The following is a 13,285-nucleotide window of genomic DNA, read 5'->3' as shown; positions in this document are numbered from 1 at the left end:
GGACGGCAGGGGGATCGCCCCTGCCGTGGGAATCAGACGGCGGGTGTGGCCGTGGGCTTGCGATTATAGGCCCACCAGATCAGGCCGAGTCCGCCCAATATCATCGGCAGGCACAGCAACTGACCCATGGTCAGCCAGCCAAAGGCGATATAACCGAGCTGGGCATCGGGCACCCGAACGAATTCGACGATGAAGCGGAAGATACCGTAGAACAGCGCGAACATGCCCGATACGGCCATGGTCGGCCGCGGTTTGCGCGAGAACATCCAGAGGATCAGGAACAGGGCGACCCCTTCCAGCGCGAACTGGTAGAGCTGCGACGGGTGGCGCGGCAACTGCGCCGGATCGCTGAACGGCGGAAAGACCATGGCCCACGGCACGTCCGTCGCCTTGCCCCACAACTCGGCATTGATGAAGTTGCCGATGCGCCCCGCGCCCAGGCCGATCGGCACCATGGGCGCGACGAAGTCCATGAGTTCGAAGAACGACTTGTTGTTGCGCTTGCCGAACCACAAGGCCGCCAGCATCACACCGATGAAACCGCCATGGAACGACATGCCGCCCTTCCACACTTCGAGGATCAGGGTCGGATTGCTCAGATAGGCATGCAGGTCGTAGAACAGCACATACCCTAGCCGTCCGCCGACGATCACGCCCATGGACAGCCAGAACACCAGGTCGGAGAGTTTTTCACGGGACCAGGTCGGGTCGAAGCGGTGCAAGCGGCGCGAAGCGAGCAGCCAGGCACCCCCGATGCCGATCAGGTACATCAAGCCGTACCAGTGGATTTTCAGCGGCCCGATGGCCAGGGCCACGGGGTCGATCTGCGGGTAAGGCAGCATGTTGTTTCCTCTCGTTTAAAGCAGAAAGCTCAGGCCGACGCAGAACAGCAGCGCGGCGAACAGGCGTTTGAGCAGCCGTGGCGACAATCGGTGCGCCAGGCGTGCGCCATAGCGGGCAAAAAACATGCTGGTCAGGGCAATTCCCAGCAAGGCTGGCAGGTAGACATAGCCGAAGCTGTGCGCCGGCAGGTGTGCCTCGTTCCAGCCCAGCACCATGAAACCCAGCGCACTGGCGATGGCGATCGGCAGGCCGCAGGCCGACGAAGTCGCCACCGCCTTCTGCATGGGCAGGCTGCGCGAGATCAGGAACGGCACGGTCAGCGAGCCGCCGCCGATGCCGAAGATCGCCGACGCCCAACCGATCACGCCGCCTACGGCAGTGAGCATCGGCCTACCCGGAATGCCACGGCTGGCCTTGGGCTTGAAGTCCGCGGCCATCTGCGCGGCGATGACCAGGGCGAACACGCCGATGATCTTCTGCAGTATCGGACCTTGGATCAGCGACGCGGTCTTGGCCCCTACCGCGGCACCGACAAGGATCCCCACGGTCATCCAGGCGAAGATCGGCCATTGCACCGCGCCCAGGCGATGGTGCTCGCGCACGGCGTTGATCGAGGTGAAGACGATGGTTGCCAACGAAGTCCCGACCGCCAGGTGGGTCAGTACCGAGGGATCGAACCCTTGCAGGGTAAACGTGAACACCAGTACGGGGACGATGATGATGCCGCCACCCACGCCGAACAGCCCGGCCAGCACTCCGGCACAGGCCCCCAATAGCAGATAGAGTGCGAAAGCCATGAGTCTTCCCCCGTCAAAAACGATGCGGCATGGTAACGGAAGCGAGCCTCAAGCCTCTAGTGAAGAGTCTTTCAGATGATGGATAGCGATCGCGGCAGTAGGTACAGTAGGTCAAATCACGGAGGCCAACCTATGTGCTTGATCGTATTCGCCTGGCGGCCCGGACATGAACTGCCGCTGATCGTGGCCGCCAATCGCGACGAGTTCTACGCCCGCCCTACCCAACCCCTGGCGGAGTGGGAGGATGCACCGGGCGTCCATGCCGGACGCGACCTCGAGGCTGGAGGCACCTGGTTGGGAATCGGCCCGCGTGGACGTTTCGCCGCCCTGACCAATATCCGTGATCCGCAACAGCCACAGGGCCTGCGCTCGCGAGGCGAACTGGTCGCGGCCTACCTGGGTGGAGAACTGGAGGTCGATGCGTACCTGGATCAGGTGGCGAGCAAGCGCAGCGAATACTCCGGTTTCAACCTACTGGCAGGCGACAGCCACTGCCTGGCCTACCTGAGCGCGCGCGAGGGCACGCCGCGCAGGTTGCAGACCGGTGTATACGGGCTGTCCAACGCCGGGCTCGACACGCCCTGGCCAAAATTGCTCAAGGCGCGGGCTGGCCTGCAGGACGCATTGCCCAACTCGGATCCGCAACGGTTGCTCGAGCTGCTCGCCGATACCGACCAGGCGCCCGAAACCGCGCTTCCGCAGACAGGCGTGGGCCTTTCCACAGAACGATTGCTGTCGAGTGTATTCATCAGCAGCCAGAACTACGGCACGCGCGCGAGCACGGTATTGATCGTCGACGCGCAAGGGCGACGGCGATTGCTGGAACGCAGTTTCGGGCCTTTCGGAGGGCATCTGGGCGAGGTGACGATCGAGGCCTAGACGCCGGCCTGTCGGCGGCGCCTCTCCTGTTCAGAGCTTCTTGTCGGCGCCGGGCCCGATCATGCGCGCCAACCCCAGGTTCTTCAGGGCGAGCTGCAAGCCGCTGTGGATCACTTGCGGGTTGTCCTGGGCCATGGCCTCGCCGAGCAGCTCCCGCGCCTTGCCCATATTGATCTGACGAAGCATCCACTTGACCTTCGGCAGGTTGGTGGCGTTCATCGACAAGCTGTCGAAACCCATGGCCATCAGTAATACCGCAGCGGCGGGATCACCGGCCATCTCTCCGCAGATACTCACCGGCCTGCCTTCGAGATGGGCATCGCGGACCACGTTCTGCAAGGCCTGCAGCACGGCTGGATGCAGGTAATCGTAGAGATCGGCGACACGCGGGTTGTTGCGATCGACCGCCAGCAGGTACTGGGTCAGGTCGTTCGAGCCTACCGAGAGGAAGTCTACCTGCCTGGCCAGTTCGCGAGTCTGATAGACGGCAGCGGGAATCTCGACCATGACCCCTACCGGCGGCATGGGCACATCGGTGCCTTCGTCGCGGACTTCACCCCAGGCCCGATGGATCAGGTGCAAGGCCTCTTCCAGCTCATGGATACCGGAGATCATCGGCAAGAGGATGCGCAGGTTGTTCAAGCCTTCGCTGGCCTTGAGCATGGCGCGGGTCTGCACCAGGAAGATTTCCGGGTGGTCGAGCGTGACACGGATACCGCGCCAGCCGAGGAAGGGGTTCTCTTCCTTGATCGGGAAATAGGACAACGCCTTGTCGCCGCCGATATCGAGGGTGCGCATGGTCACGGGCAGCGGATGGAAGGCCGCCAACTGCTCACGATAGATCGCCAACTGTTCCTTTTCGCTGGGGAAGCGCTGGTTGATCATGAAAGGGACTTCGGTGCGGTACAGCCCTACCCCCTCGGCGCCACGTTGCTGGGCGCGGGCGACATCGGCCAGCAGGCCGGTGTTGACCCACAGCGGCATGCGATGACCGTCCGGGGTGATGCAGGGCAGCTCGCGCAACGCGTCCAGACCCTGGGCCAGCTGGCGCTCCTCCTCCACCACTTCGCTGTACTGCTTGCGCAGCACCTCGCTGGGGTTGGTGAAGACCTCGCCCTTGTAGCCATCGACGATCATCTCGATGCCGTCGACCTTCGAGTACGGCAGATCGACCAGGCCCATCACCGTCGGGATACCCATGGCCCGAGCCAGGATGGCCACGTGCGAGTTGCCCGAACCCAGCACCGAGAGCAGCCCGACCAGCTTGCCTTCCGGCACCTCGCCGAGCATCGCCGGAGTGAGTTCCTCGCTGACCAGGATGGTGTTGTCCGGATACACCAAGGTCTGCTGGCGGGCTTCCTGAAGATAGGCCAGCAAGCGCCGCCCCAGGTCCTTGACGTCCGACGCGCGCTCGCGCAGGTAGGCGTCATCCATCAGTTCGAAGCGGCTGACATGCTCGCCCACTACCTGGCGCAAGGACCCCTGGGCCCACTGGCCGGTCTTGATGACAGCCACCACTTCACCGCCGAGCGCGGCATCTTCGAGCATCATCAGGTAGACGTCGAATAGCGCGCGCTCCTCCGGACGCAGTTGCGTGGCGAGCTTGGCCGACAGCTTTCGCATGTCGTCGCGCACGCCTTCGAGAGCCGTGTTGAACAGCTTGAGCTCGGCCTGGATGTCATCAACGGTCTTGTCGGGGACCACGTCGAGATCGGCCGGCGGCAGCATGACCACGGCCTTGCCGACCGCCGCGCCCGGAGAGCCCGGAACGCCCACGAAACGCGCTTCCTGGATACCCTTGCCCTGACGACCGAGACCGCGAATCGAACCTGTGGCCTCGGCATGGGCGATGACGCCGGCGAGCTGGGCGCTCATGGTCACCAGGAAGGCTTCCTCACCTTCATCGAACTGGCGACGCTCCTTCTGCTGGATCACCAATACACCGACCACGCGACGGTGATGGATGATCGGCGTGCCCAGGAAAGATGCAAAGCGCTCCTCGCCCGTTTCGGCGAAGTAGCGGTAACGGGGGTGATCGGCGGCATTCTCCAGGTTCAGCGGCTCTTCGCGTGTCCCGACAAGGCCGACCAGACCTTCGTTGGGGGCCATGCTGACCTTGCCGATCGAGCGCTTGTTCAGCCCCTCGGAGGCCATCAGGACGAACCGGTTGGTTTCCGGATCGAGCAGATAGACCGAACAGACCTGGCTGCCCATCGCCTCCTTGACGCGCAAGACAATGATACCCAACGCCGTCTTGAGATCTTTGGCGGAGTTCACTTCCTGGACGATCTTGCGCAGCGTATTGAGCATGGCTCGGGGTCGAACTCCGTCGTCAGTCGCGCGTCAGCAGGCGCGGGGCAAGCTCTTTTAAGGCGCGCCGGTACACTTCGCGCTTGAATGTCACCACCTGGCCCAATGGATACCAATAGCTGACCCAGCGCCAGCCGTCGAACTCGGGCTTGCCGGTCAGGTCCATACGTACCCGCTGCTCGTTGGTCACCAGACGCAGCAGGAACCACTTCTGCTTCTGGCCGATGCACAGCGGCTGGCTGTGCGTGCGTACCAACCGCTGCGGCAAACGATAACGCAACCAGCCACGCGTGCAGGCAAGAATTTCCACATCCTGGCGTTCCAGCCCAACCTCTTCATTCAGCTCGCGGTACAGGGCGTCTTCCGGCGTTTCGTCAGGGTTGATCCCTCCCTGGGGAAACTGCCAGGCGTCCTGGTTGATCCGTCGAGCCCATAGCACCTGCCCGGCATCATTCGTGAGAATGATCCCGACATTGGGGCGAAAACCATCCGGGTCGATCACGGCAGCAACCTCGCAAACGCATGTTCGGGCATTGTTCCACAAAGCCTGCGAGCGCAGCAACGCGCCCGCCATGCTTATGTGCAGCGAGATGAGAACTCCGTATTCTGCACAGCTTCCCTAGAGCTTCTGCGAGTGACTGCGATGCGCCTGGCTTTATTCGATCTGGACAATACCCTCCTCGGTGGCGACAGCGACCATGCCTGGGGCGACTACCTCTGCGAGCGCGGGATCCTCGATCCGGTCGCCTACAAGCGCCGCAACGACGCCTTCTACGATGACTACCTCGACGGCACGCTCGACCTGCAGGCCTACCTGGCCTTTTCCATGGAGATCCTCGCCGCCACCGAGCCGAACCAGCTCGACCAGTGGCACCAGGCATTCATGCGCGACTGCATCGAACCGATCATCCTGCCCAAGGCCTTGGCCCTGCTGCAAAAGCACCGTGACGCAGGCGACAAGCTAGTGATCATTACCGCCACCAATCGCTTCGTCACCGCGCCGATCGCCCGTCGCCTGGGTGTCACCACCCTGCTGGCTACCGAATGCGAGATGCAGGATGGACGCTACACCGGTCGCAGTACCGATATACCGTGTTTTCGTGAAGGCAAGGTGACGCGCCTGCGGCGCTGGATGCTGGAGAACGGCCATGACCTGGAAGACAGTTGGTTCTACAGCGACTCGATGAACGATCTGCCGCTGCTCGAGCAAGTAGCGCACCCGGTGGCCGTCGACCCGGACCCCAGGCTCGAGGCCGAAGCCGAACGCAGGGGCTGGGAGGTCATGTCGCTGCGTGACTGAAACGAGCGAGGGCGAGGTGCGGTCTGTCTCGCCTAGACCGGTTTGGCGCCCATCAGCCCGGCGATGGACACGAAGCACAGGGCACTGACCAATGCCAGCGCCAGAGTCGGGCGCAACCCCTCGACCGGCCCGTGGCGCAACCGATTCAGGCGTACCAGCAACCACCAGAAGCAAAAGGCGCCAAGGGTGTACAGCAAGCCGGATACCAGGATCCAGGTCTGCCCCAATGGCCAGCCGATCAGATGGGCCAGCCACCAGCCGGTGAACGGCATGCTGACCAGGCATACGCCCATCACTATCCAGACGAACAGCAGGGGGCGACGCAGAAGTTGCCCATAGACGTGGCCGTCGCCCTGACGCCGCGCACGCCAGGTCCATGCCGCCAGCCCGAGCGCGCTGCCGAGCAGCACGACGGTGGCTAGGATGTGCACGGTCTTGAGGGTAGTGAGGTAGTCCATGTCATCGCATCCTGGAGCGGTTAGCCAAGCGTAGTCGCTTAGCCCAGGAACAGCCGGTAGGCCGGATTCTCGGTCTCGTCCCAGTAGGGGTAGCCGATCTTGGCCAATGCCGCCGGCACCAGGTGGCGTTCGTCATCCGGCACTTGCAGGCCGGCGACCACCCGTCCGTCGGCCGCCCCGTGATTGCGGTAGTGGAACATCGAGATGTTCCAGCGTCCGCCCAACTTGTTGAGGAAGTTGAACAGCGCGCCCGGCCGCTCGGGAAACTCGAAACGCAGGACCATCTCGTCGCTGACTCCCGCCGAATGGCCACCCACCATATGCCGGATATGCAGCTTGGCCAGTTCGTTGTCGGTCAGATCCGTCACCGGGAAGCCCTGCTCGATCAGTTGCCTGACCAGCTCGGAACGCGGGTCCCTTTCCGGATGCGTCTGCACGCCGACGAAGATATGCGCCTCGCCTGCCGCGTGATAGCGGTAGTTGAATTCGGTGATCTGCCGCTTGCCGATGGCTTCGCAGAACGCCTTGAAACTGCCCGGCCGTTCCGGGATGGTCACGGCAATAATGGCCTCGCGCCCTTCTCCCAGCTCGGCACGCTCGGCCACATGGCGCAAGCGGTCGAAGTTGACGTTGGCGCCGGAGTCGATCGCCACCAGGGTCTGGCCGGTCACGCCATGGCGCTCGACGTACTTCTTGATGCCAGCCACGCCCAACGCACCGGCGGGTTCGGTGATCGAGCGGGTATCGTCATAGATATCCTTGATCGCAGCGCAGATTTCATCGGTGCTGACGGTCAGCACCTCATCCACATGATACTTGCAGATATCGAAGGTATGCTGGCCGATCTGCGCCACAGCGACACCGTCGGCGAATAGCCCGACCTGTGGCAGCACGACCCGCTCGCCGGCTGCCATGGCCGCTTGCAGGCAATTGGAATCGTCCGGCTCCACGCCGATCACCTTGATCTCCGGGCGCAGGTATTTGACGTAGGCAGCGATACCGGCGATCAGACCACCGCCCCCGACCGGCACGAAGATCGCATCCAGGCGACCCGGATGCTGACGCAGGATTTCCATGGCCACGGTGCCCTGCCCGGCGATGGTGTGCGGATCGTCGTAGGGATGGATGTAGACGAAGCCTTTTTCGTCGACCAGCTTCAAGGAATACGCCAGCGCCTCGGGGAACGAATCACCGTGCAGCAGCACCTTGCCCCCGCGCGAGCGTACGCCTTCGACCTTGATCTCCGGGGTCGTCTTGGGCATCACGATGGTGGCCTTGATCCCCAGCTCGCGTGCCGCCAATGCCAGCCCCTGGGCATGGTTGCCCGCCGAGGCGGTGACCACGCCGCGGGCCAGTTCTTCCTTGCTCAGCTGCGCCAGCTTGTTGTACGCCCCGCGGATCTTGAAGGAAAACACCGGTTGCAAGTCCTCGCGCTTGAGCAGGACCTGGTTGCCCAGACGCTGGCTCAGTTGTCCGGCGCTGTGCAACGGGGTTTCGACCGCAACGTCGTAGACGCGCGAGGTGAGGATCTTCTTGACGTACTGTTCGAGCATCGGGAAAACATCACTGGGCCGCGGGACAAGGGCTGCGAGTCTACCCCAGCGCCCGGTCGGGCGACCACAGCAAAACCGCGGTTTTACCGGCGCTTGCCGCTATAATGGTCGACCTTCGTAACTCCCTGCCCCTTCCGGAGCCCGCATGACCCAGGACCAACTCAAACAGGCTGTCGCCCAGGCCGCTGTCGACTTCATTCTGCCCAAGCTGGACGTCAAGAGCGTCGTCGGCGTGGGCACCGGGTCCACAGCGAACTTCTTCATCGACGCCCTGGCCCAGCACAAGACGGCCTTCGACGGCGCGGTGGCGAGCTCCGAGGCTACTGCTTCGCGTCTCAAGGGCCATGGCATCCCGGTATACGAGCTCAATGCCGTCAGCGAGCTGGAGTTCTACGTGGACGGCGCGGACGAGAGCGATGAACGTCTGCACCTGGTCAAGGGCGGCGGTGCGGCCCTGACGCGCGAGAAGATCGTCGCCGCGGTGGCCAAGACCTTTATCTGCATCGCCGACGCCAGCAAGCTGGTACCTGTCCTAGGCGCCTTCCCGCTGCCCGTGGAAGTGATCCCGATGGCGCGCAGCCACGTGGCGCGCCAGTTGGTCAAGCTGGGCGGTGATCCGGTCTACCGTGAAGGCGTGGTGACCGACAACGGCAACGTCATCCTGGATGTACACAACCTGCAGATCGTCGATCCGGTCGCCCTGGAAGCTCAGATCAACGCTATCGTCGGCGTGGTCACCAACGGCCTGTTCGCGGCACGGCCCGCGGACCTGCTGTTGCTGGGCACCGCCGAAGGCGTCAAGACCCTCAAGGTCTGACCCGCAGACGCCTCGGCGTCCCCAGGCAACCGGTCACTCCACCGGTTGCCTGAACACATAGAACAGATTCGGCTCACTGACCAGGTAGAGCGTGCCCGCTTCATCCATGGCAATCCCTTCCGCCTGCGGCACGGTCTTGCGCAGGCCGTGGAAACCCTTGAGCAGCGAAAGCGTGCTCAGCGGTCGTCCTTTCACATCCAGTTCCACGACCAGTCTCGACTCGTCCGACAACGCCAGCAGATGCCCGCTGCGTTCGTCGAACTGCAAGCTGGAGAGATCACGCACGAACAGCCGCGAGTCGCGCTTGCTGTCCTGCACCACATGCACGGCGTAAGGCTGCTCGGGGTTCACGTGAGGAAAGCCATGCACCTCGTAGATCAGCAAGGGGTCGCGTTCCTTGGCCACGAACAGGCGCTTGCCCGTCGAATCGTAGGCCAGGCCTTCGAAGCCTTTGTTACCGTTCAGGCCGATGCCCAGGCTGAGTTGTTCGGCCTCCCCGGCATTCAGAACCTGAGTGTCCTCCTTCAGTTGAACGCGGATCAGACGCTGCTGGCGTTCGTCAGTGATGACGAATGAATCGGGACCGACGTACTCCACCGCTTCCGGATCACCAAAGCCGATCAATGGCACGCGCCTGAGAATACGTCCGTCCAATGACAGTTCGATCAGCTCGGGGCGTGCGTTGGTGACGGTGAACAGTGTCTTGCGGTCGGGATCGTAGGTCAGGGCCGAGATATCATCGTCCAGCCCTTCGACCGGTTGCCTTTCGACGACCACCCGATAGCGATCCAGCCCTATGCTGTATTCGGCGGGGCTCCACCAGGTCTTGAGGTTGAACCATCCGCGCTCGAACAGGCGAAATTCCTGCCCGACGACGCCGGCGAGCAGCAGTGCGCACAGAAACGGAACAAGAACGAAAGGCAGGCGAAGCAGACGATGACGCATTGAACGGACTCGGCTTGTGGATAGGCAATCTAACCACGGATAGCTGAAGTAAAGCTTAATGCCATCATCTGGAAAACCCGATAGTGCAGTCAGTTTTTCCGAAAACGGTAGAAGAGGTTCGGTTCGCTGACCATATAGAGGTTGCCTTGGTCATCCATGGCCACCCCTTCGGCTCTTGGTATGGTGTCGCGCAGGCCGTTGAAGCCCCCCAGGAGCGTCATGAAGCTGATCTGCTCACCCTTCTCGTCCAGCTCCAGGAGCATGTTTGAGTCCGCCGACAGGACCAGCAGATGCCCCGTACGAGGATCGACGCCCACGGCAGACAGGTTGCGCAGGTCAAGCTCGGCGCCTGGCAATACCTGCTTCACGCCTGTCAACGGACCACGTCCGTCGTGGTTCCAGACAAAGAGGCGTGGCGGACGCTCTTCACCAATGACGATGCGCTGAAGCGCAGGGTCCCAGGCAACACCTTCGAAACCCTTGTTGCTGTTTTCGGACTCGCCCAGGTCATGACTCTGGAAATCGGCGCGATTGAGCGAAGTCGTGCCGGCGTCGATCTTGACCACTGTCAGGTCGTGGCTGCGCTCATCGACGATCGCCAGTTGCCCATCCTCGAGTACCGCGACACCTTCGGGGTTGTTCCAGCCCACCAGCGGTATCTTGCGCAAGACATCGCCATCCAGGCTCAACTCGACCAGAAACGGATTCTTGCCCATCACGGCAAACAGGCTGCGGGTCTGCGGGCTGAAGGCCACATCGGAGGCTTCATCGTCCGCCATGCCCGGCAACACCTTGGCGTCGATATCCACCTGATAGTCCGGCAGCCAGACGCTCTCGACCTTGTCGGCATGGCTTTCCAGCCCCTCTTGGATCCACAGCAGGCCACGATCGTCCCAGTGCATGGCCATCGAGACGCCACAGCCGACTATAACTGCCGCGGCGAGCCAGGTCGGCCAGCGCAGAAACACGCGCGACTTGCGCGCAGGGGGGTTGGAGGCACTGGAAGAGACAGCCATGAGCAGAGATTTCCTGAAGTCTTGCCGATTTCACCGCATGCCAGCGGCATGGAGAGTCATCCGGCACATTATCCGGATCGCGTGTGAAAAAAACGGCAAAACTGCCAGGCGGCAAATCGAACGATGACAGTGCGTGGCTGTCATCATTCTCGTTTCAGAGTACGCGGCCTTCGAAGCGGCTCGCGCCGGGTAGTTCGAGCACCAGCTCATCGCCCGGGTTCAGGGGGCCGACGCCAGCAGGCGTACCGGTCAGGATCACATCGCCCGGCTGCAGGGTGAAATGCGCGGCAATGTGCTGGATGATCGGCACGATAGGGTTGAGCATCATCGCGCTGTTGCCGTCCTGGCGAACCTCGTCATTGATGGTCAGGCGGATACCGATGTCGGTCGGCTCCTCGAAGAAGCCGGCGGAGACGAACGGTGGCAGCACGCACGCCCCGTCGAAGCACTTGGACAGCTCCCACGGCAGGCCCTTTTCCTTGAGCTTGGCCTGGACATCGCGCAAGGTCAGGTCCAGTGCCGGGGCGAAGCCGGAAATCGCGTCGCGCACTTCTTCTTCAGTGGGGTGAGTCGACAGTGGCTTGCCCAGCAACACGGCGATTTCCGCTTCGTAATGCACGGCGCCACGATCAACCGGGATCTTGAACCCACCTGTCAGCGGCACCACGCAACTGCCCGGCTTGATGAACAGCAGCGGCTCGGTTGGAATGGGGTTGTCCAGCTCCCTGGCATGCTCGGCATAGTTGCGGCCTATGCACACCACCTTGCCCAGGGGAAAGTGAATGCGGGTACCGTCCAGGTATTGATGCTGATAGCTCATTGCCGACTCCTGCGCGTTGGGTTCTGCTTTCAATCGGGAGCGAAGATCTTACCCGGATTCATGATGCCGTTTGGATCGAAAACCGCCTTGATCGCTTTCATGCAGGCAATCTCTTCGGGCGAACGGCTATAGCCCAGGTAATCGCGCTTGGTCATGCCGACGCCATGCTCGGCCGAGATCGAACCGTCGTAGCGCTGGACGATCTGGAAGACCCATTGATTGACCTTGGCGCAGGTTGCGAAGAACGTCTCCTTGTCCAGGTCATCGGGCTTGAGGATGTTCAGGTGCAGGTTGCCGTCACCGATATGGCCGTACCAGACGACCTCGAAGTGCGGGTAGTGCTCGCCCACGATGGCGTCGATTTCCCGCAGAAAGGCCGGCACCTTGGAAACGGTGACCGAGATGTCGTTCTTGTACGGCGTCCAGTGCGAGATGGTTTCAGAGATGTACTCCCGCAGTTTCCACAGATTGCGCAGCTGGGTCTCGCTCTGGCTCATCACGCCATCGAGCACCCAGCCTTCCTCGACGCACTGCTCGAAGGTCGCCAGGGCAGTGTCGGCCACTTCCTCGTTGACGGCCTCGAACTCCAGAAGCGCATAGAAGGGGCAATCGGTCGCGAAGGGCGCGGGGACATCGCCCCGCGCGAGCACCTTGGCCAGGGCCTTGTCGGAGAAGAATTCGAACGCGGTCAGGTCCAGCTTGCCCTGGAATGCATGCAACACGGGCATGATCGAATCGAAATCCGGCGTACCCAGCACCATGGCCGTAAGATTGCGGGGCGTGCGGTCCAGGCGCATGGTCGCTTCCACCACGAAGCCCAGCGTGCCCTCGGCGCCGATGAACAATTGGCGTAGATCGTAGCCGGTGGCGTTCTTGATCAGGTTCTTGTTGAGCTCCAGCAGCTCGCCCTTGCCGGTGACGACCTTGAGGCCGGCAACCCAATTGCGAGTCATGCCATAGCGAATGACCTTGATGCCACCTGCATTGGTGCCGATGTTGCCGCCGATCTGGCTGGAACCGGAGGATGCGAAGTCGACCGGGTAGTAGAGCCCATGCTCTTCGGCGAACGCTTGCAACTGCCGGGTAACGACACCCGGCTCGCAGACGACGGTGCGATCGAAGGCATTGAAATCGAGGATGCGGTTCATGTAGTCGAAGGACACCACGACCTCGCCATTGGCCGCCACCGCGCCCGCGGACAAGCCGGTGCGCCCGCCCGAGGGCACCAGCGCCACGCGGTGGCGGTTGGCCCAGAGGACGATGGCCTGCAGCTGTTCGGCGGACTTGGGGAAGACAATGGCCAGGGGCGCGGGAGGGAACTGGCGGGTCCAATCCTTGCCATAGGCGTCGAGAGAGGCCGGGTCGGTGAGCAGCTTGCCAGGGTCGACCAGCGTCACCAGTTCATCAAGTACGGCAGCATGCGTCATAGGTTGAACTCTCGAACCATTCATAGTCACCCTGAGCAGTCTTCACCTGTCTCGAACAGCTCAGTCTGTGTCGCGTATGGTAGCATGGCCCTCCCGCTGTTCGTGCTAAGGCCGACGCCG

General features: G+C 62.5%; 13 protein-coding genes. 3 read left to right on the top strand and 10 right to left on the bottom strand.

Going from position 1 to position 13,285, the window contains the following annotated elements; all coding sequences use genetic code 11:
• Positions 1 to 32: 32 nt before the first annotated feature.
• Positions 33 to 842, bottom strand: coding sequence for a prolipoprotein diacylglyceryl transferase (lgt, locus tag G7009_RS07450; protein ID WP_181129271.1), 810 nt, complete (start codon positions 840 to 842; stop codon positions 33 to 35).
• 15 nt (positions 843 to 857) lie between these two features.
• Positions 858 to 1,640 (bottom strand): sulfite exporter TauE/SafE family protein, encoded by a 783-nt coding sequence (locus G7009_RS07445; RefSeq protein WP_181129270.1) that lies wholly within the window; start codon positions 1,638 to 1,640, stop codon positions 858 to 860.
• A gap of 132 nt (positions 1,641 to 1,772) precedes the next feature.
• Here G7009_RS07445 and G7009_RS07440 point away from each other — a divergent pair, with 132 nt between their 5' ends.
• On the top strand, positions 1,773 to 2,519 hold the full coding sequence (locus tag G7009_RS07440) for an NRDE family protein (protein WP_181129269.1): 747 nt from the start codon (positions 1,773 to 1,775) through the stop codon (positions 2,517 to 2,519).
• A 30-nt stretch (positions 2,520 to 2,549) separates the two neighbouring features.
• Here the strand turns inward: G7009_RS07440 and ptsP are convergent, their stop codons facing one another.
• Together ptsP and G7009_RS07430 are read right to left on the bottom strand one after the other, a co-directional pair.
• A complete protein-coding gene (gene ptsP, locus G7009_RS07435) occupies positions 2,550 to 4,829 on the bottom strand; it encodes a phosphoenolpyruvate--protein phosphotransferase (RefSeq protein ID WP_181129268.1) in 2,280 nt (759 codons plus the stop codon).
• Between the two features lie 22 nt (positions 4,830 to 4,851).
• Positions 4,852 to 5,331, bottom strand: coding sequence for an RNA pyrophosphohydrolase (locus G7009_RS07430; protein WP_181129267.1), 480 nt, complete (start codon positions 5,329 to 5,331; stop codon positions 4,852 to 4,854).
• A gap of 141 nt (positions 5,332 to 5,472) precedes the next feature.
• Here G7009_RS07430 and G7009_RS07425 point away from each other — a divergent pair, with 141 nt between their 5' ends.
• The gene (locus tag G7009_RS07425) at positions 5,473 to 6,129 is read left to right on the top strand and encodes a histidinol-phosphatase (protein ID WP_181129266.1); all 657 of its coding nucleotides are present in this window, start codon (positions 5,473 to 5,475) and stop codon (positions 6,127 to 6,129) included.
• Positions 6,130 to 6,161: 32 nt separating this feature from the next.
• On the opposite strand, the gene G7009_RS07420 is transcribed toward G7009_RS07425, so the two are convergent.
• Together G7009_RS07420 and ilvA are read right to left on the bottom strand one after the other, a co-directional pair.
• A complete protein-coding gene (locus G7009_RS07420) occupies positions 6,162 to 6,587 on the bottom strand; it encodes a DUF2269 domain-containing protein (protein ID WP_181129265.1) in 426 nt (141 codons plus the stop codon).
• Between the two features lie 38 nt (positions 6,588 to 6,625).
• Entirely contained in the window at positions 6,626 to 8,140 is a 1,515-nt protein-coding gene (ilvA, locus tag G7009_RS07415) for a threonine ammonia-lyase, biosynthetic (protein WP_181129264.1), read from the bottom strand.
• A gap of 145 nt (positions 8,141 to 8,285) precedes the next feature.
• Here ilvA and rpiA point away from each other — a divergent pair, with 145 nt between their 5' ends.
• A complete protein-coding gene (gene rpiA, locus G7009_RS07410) occupies positions 8,286 to 8,957 on the top strand; it encodes a ribose-5-phosphate isomerase RpiA (RefSeq protein WP_181129263.1) in 672 nt (223 codons plus the stop codon).
• 33 nt (positions 8,958 to 8,990) lie between these two features.
• Here rpiA and G7009_RS07405 read toward each other — a convergent pair whose 3' ends face one another.
• The 4 genes from G7009_RS07405 to G7009_RS07390 all read right to left on the bottom strand — a co-directional run bounded on the left by G7009_RS07405 (position 8,991) and on the right by G7009_RS07390 (position 13,165).
• Positions 8,991 to 9,902 carry an SdiA-regulated domain-containing protein gene (locus G7009_RS07405; protein WP_181129262.1) on the bottom strand — a complete coding sequence of 304 codons (912 nt, stop codon included), beginning with the start codon at positions 9,900 to 9,902 and terminating at the stop codon, positions 8,991 to 8,993.
• An 89-nt stretch (positions 9,903 to 9,991) separates the two neighbouring features.
• Positions 9,992 to 10,918, bottom strand: a complete 927-nt coding sequence (locus tag G7009_RS07400; RefSeq protein ID WP_181129261.1) for an SdiA-regulated domain-containing protein — start codon at positions 10,916 to 10,918, stop codon at positions 9,992 to 9,994.
• 154 nt (positions 10,919 to 11,072) lie between these two features.
• Positions 11,073 to 11,738 (bottom strand): fumarylacetoacetate hydrolase family protein, encoded by a 666-nt coding sequence (locus G7009_RS07395; RefSeq protein ID WP_181129260.1) that lies wholly within the window; start codon positions 11,736 to 11,738, stop codon positions 11,073 to 11,075.
• Positions 11,739 to 11,767: 29 nt separating this feature from the next.
• Entirely contained in the window at positions 11,768 to 13,165 is a 1,398-nt protein-coding gene (locus tag G7009_RS07390; RefSeq protein ID WP_181129259.1) for an FAD-binding oxidoreductase, read from the bottom strand.
• Positions 13,166 to 13,285 lie beyond the last annotated feature (120 nt).

Source organism: Pseudomonas capeferrum, assembly GCF_013523055.1.
Taxonomy (GTDB): domain Bacteria; phylum Pseudomonadota; class Gammaproteobacteria; order Pseudomonadales; family Pseudomonadaceae; genus Aquipseudomonas; species Aquipseudomonas capeferrum_A.
Note: the sequence above shows the minus strand (reverse complement) of the source record. Positions and strands in the feature narration are given on the sequence as shown.